Origin of the sequence: Streptomyces sp. NPDC047971 (assembly GCF_040653355.1) — a bacterium.
GTDB lineage: Bacteria > Actinomycetota > Actinomycetes > Streptomycetales > Streptomycetaceae > Streptomyces.
This window is the reverse complement of sequence record NZ_JBEZNW010000089.1, coordinates 1-3,705: the sequence shown is the minus strand read 5'-3', so window position 1 is coordinate 3,705 and position 3,705 is coordinate 1. Positions and strand designations below refer to the sequence as shown.

Genomic DNA, 3,705 nt, shown 5'->3' with positions numbered 1-3,705 from the left:
CCGCCCCCGGCGCTCCTCTGGCCCGCGGGGTGCGGGGGCGCCCGCCGGCGCGCGGGGGGCGGCGTTGGGCCGGGCGGCGGGGGCGGGCCCCGCCCCCCCCCCCGCGGCAGGGGGATGGTCACGCCTCCCACCAGACGGTGGTGTCGGCGGGCAGCTCCACGACACCCTCCCCGTGGGAGACGGGCTCGCTGGAGAGAAGGAACCGGCCGGGCAGCGGGACGGAGATGGCCCGACCGGTGGTGTTGGCGGTGCAGACGAAGCCGTCCCGGCGGAAGGAGAGCACACCCTCGGGTGCCTCCAGCCACTCGACGTCCTCGCCCGCACCGAGTTCGGGGCGCTCGCGGCGCACGGCGAGCGCGCTGCGGTACAGCTCCAGGGTGGAGCCGGGGTCCCCGGCCTGCGCCTCCACGCTGAGCCCGCCCCAGTTGGCGGGCTGCGGCAGCCAGCTGCCGCCACCGCCGAAGCCGTACGAGCTGCCCTCGACGGTCCACGGGATGGGGACCCGGCAGCCGTCGCGGAAGCCGTCCTGGCCGGTGGCCCGGAAGAACGACGGGTCCTGGCGGACCTCGTCGGGCAGGTCGGTGACGTCCGGCAGACCGAGCTCCTCGCCCTGGTAGACGTACGCGGAACCGGGCAGCGCCAGCATCAGCAGCGTCGCGGCGCGGGCGCGGCGCAGGCCCAGCTCGCGGTCGCCGGGCTCGCGCAGCTGGGTGCCGAGGCCGGCCGGGTTGGCGAACCGGGTGGCGTGCCGGGTGACGTCGTGGTTGGAGAGGACCCAGGTCGTCGGAGCGCCGACGGGACGCATCGCGGCCAGCGAGGCGTCGATCACCCGGCGCAGCTCCTCGGCGTCCCAATGCGTGCCAAGGTACTGGAAGTTGAACGCCTGGTGCATCTCGTCGGGGCGCACGTAGTTCGCGGTGCGCTCGACGGTCGGGGTCCACGCCTCGGCGACGAGGACACGCTCCCCGTCGTACTCCGAGAGCACCTGGCGCCACGAGCGGTATATCTCGTGGACGCCGTCCTGGTCGAAGAAGGGCATGACGTCGTTGCCGAGCAGCTTGAGCTGGTCGTGCGCGCCGATGTCCGGCAGCCCCTCGGCCTTGACCAGCCCGTGGGCGACGTCCACGCGGAAGCCGTCGACGCCCATGTCGAGCCAGAACCGGAGGATGGAGCGGAACTCGTCGCGGACGGCGGGGTGCTCCCAGTTGAAGTCGGGCTGCTCCGGTGCGAAGAGGTGCAGGTACCACTCGCCGGGGGTGCCGTCCGCCTCCTCGACCCGCGTCCACGCCGGACCGCCGAAGATGGACTCCCAGTCGTTGGGCGGCAGTTCGCCGTTCTCGCCCTTCCCCGGGCGGAAGTGGTACCGCTCACGTAGCGGGGAGCCGGGGCCCTCGCGCAGCGCGCGCTGGAACCACTCGTGCTGGTCGGACGAGTGGTTGGGCACCAGGTCGACGATGATCCGCAGGCCCAGCTCGTGCGCCTCGCGGATGAGCGCGTCGGCGTCGAGGAGGCTGCCGAACATCGGGTCGATGGCCCGGTAGTCGGCGACGTCGTAGCCCGCGTCCGCCTGTGGGGAGGCGTAGAAGGGGCTGAGCCAGACGGCGTCGACGCCGAGCTCCCGCAGATACGGCAGCCGGCTGCGGATGCCCTCCAGGTCGCCCATGCCGTCGCCGTTTCCGTCGGCGAAGCTGCGCGGGTACACCTGGTAGATCACCGCGTCTCTCCACCAACCCGTGTGCGTGCCGGTGGTCGGGGCGGCGGCGGGGGCAGCGAGGTGCTGGGTCATGTCTTCCTTGAGAGGTAAGGAGGGAGGTACGTGCGGGGTGTTCAGGGTCAGCCCTTGACGGCGCCGGCGGACATGCCGGTCACCAGGTGCCGCTGGGCGAAGAGGAACACCAGCGCCGCCGGGATGGCGATGAGCACCGAGGCTGCGGACATCGGACCCCACTGGGCGCCGTACTGGTTGACGAACTTCTGGAGTCCGCCGGCCAGCGTGAGGTTCTCGTCGCCGACCATGAAGGCGGACGCGTAGGCGACCTCGCCCCAGGCGGTGATGAAGGAGTAGAAGGCGGTCACCGCGAGGCCCGGCTTGGCCAGCGGCAGGATCAGCCGCCAGAAGGTGCCGAACGGGTTGAGCCCGTCGACCTGGCCCGACTCGTCGATCTCGCGCGGGATGGTGTCGAAGAAGCCCTTCATCATCCAGGCGCAGAAGGGGACGGCGATGGTGAGGTACGTGATGACCAGACCGGCGGCCCTGTTCAGCAGGCCGAGTGTCGCCATGATGTTGTAGATCGGCACGATCAGGACGGCGACCGGGAACATCTGGGTGACCAGCAGCGTCCACATCAGCCCGCGCTTGCCGGGGAAGCGGAAGCGGCTGACGGCGTAGCCGGTGGTGGAGGCGACGAAGACGCCGAGGAGCGTGGTGAGGCCCGCGATGAGCAACGAGTTGCCGAACCACGCGAGGAACTCGGTGTTCTCCAGCAGGTCGGTGTAGTTCGCGAGCGTCGTCTCCTTGAAGAAGTCCGTCGTGGTCGCGTACTTCGCCGGCTTGAGCGAGGTGAGCAGGACCCACAGGACCGGGAAGACGGCGATCACGGAGGCGACGATCAGGGTGGTGTGCAGCCCGATCGAGGCGAGCGGCGAGCGGCGGCCGCGCCGGGGGGCGTTGCTCGCGGTGGTCTGTGCGGTGGTCACCAGACTTCTCCCTGCTTGCGGAGGACTCGCCGGTAGATCGCGGCGAAGACCATCAGGAGGATCAGGATGAGGACGCCCCAGGTGGACGACTGGGCGAAGTCACGGGGGCTGATCTCGAAGGAGAACTTGTACGCCTGGGTGACGAGGATCTGGGTGGCCTCACCCGGTCCGCCCCGGGTGAGCAGGAAGATCACCGGGAACATGTTGAAGGTCCAGATGGTGCTCAGCAGGATCACGGTGGTGGACACCGAGCGGAGCCCGGGCAGCGTGATGTTCCGGAAGCGCTGCCAGGCGTTCGCGCCGTCCATCTCGGCGGCCTCGTAGAGCTCACCGGGGATGGACTGCAGCCCGCCGAGGAGGGCGACCATCATGAAGGGGACGCCCAGCCAGACGTTGACGGCGATGACGGAGAACTTGGCCCAGGTGGGGTCGTTGAGCCACGGCACGGCGTCGATTCCGCCGCCGGCGAGGATCTGGTTGAGCATGCCGCGGCGCTCGTCGTACAGGAAGCGCCAGGCGAAGACCGAGACGAAGCCGGGTACCGCCCAGGGCAGGATCAGCATCATCCGGTAGAAGGAACGGCCGGCGATCTTGCGGTTCAGGATGTTGGCGAGGCCGAGGCCGAGGCCGAAGGTGACGGAGACACAGCAGACCGTCCACACCAGCGTCCAGCCGAGGGTGCTGAAGAACTGTCCTCCGGTGAGAGCCTCGACGTAGTTGTCCAGGCCGATGAACTCGTAGGTCGCGGGGATCTCGTTGACGCCGATGCTCCGCGCGACGTTGCGCTCGTTGGCGTCGGTGAGCGACAGGTAGATCCCGCGTACGAGCGGGTACCCGATGATCACGCCGATCACGATCACCACCGGAGCGACCATCGCCCAGGCGTACCAGTGGGTGGAGAGGGAACGGCGCGCCTTCCCCCCGAGAGTGCCAGTACCACGGTGGCGGGGGGGGGGGGGGGGGCCCCCGCGCCCCCCCCCCCCCGGGGGGGGGGGGGGGGGGTGGGGA

General features: G+C 70.4%; 2 protein-coding genes and 1 pseudogene. All 3 read right to left on the bottom strand.

Features of this window, described 5'->3' with window-relative positions; all coding sequences use genetic code 11:
• Positions 1-118: 118 nt before the first annotated feature.
• The gene (locus AB0D99_RS35525) at positions 119-1,786 is read right to left on the bottom strand and encodes a glycoside hydrolase family 13 protein (protein WP_362372338.1); all 1,668 of its coding nucleotides are present in this window, start codon (positions 1,784-1,786) and stop codon (positions 119-121) included.
• Between the two features lie 47 nt (positions 1,787-1,833).
• On the bottom strand, positions 1,834-2,700 hold the full coding sequence (locus AB0D99_RS35520) for a carbohydrate ABC transporter permease (protein ID WP_362372341.1): 867 nt from the start codon (positions 2,698-2,700) through the stop codon (positions 1,834-1,836).
• Positions 2,694-3,617: pseudogene (locus tag AB0D99_RS35515) on the bottom strand (sugar ABC transporter permease); the annotation flags it as partial. The pseudogene AB0D99_RS35515 and the gene AB0D99_RS35520, both read right to left, overlap by 7 nt.
• Positions 3,618-3,705: the final 88 nt, after the last annotated feature.

Excerpts from the sequence above, each read along its gene's own strand:
- AB0D99_RS35525 (WP_362372338.1), bottom strand. The coding sequence starts at position 1,786 with ATGACCCAGCACCTCGCTGCCCCCGCCGCCGCCCCGACCACCGGCACG.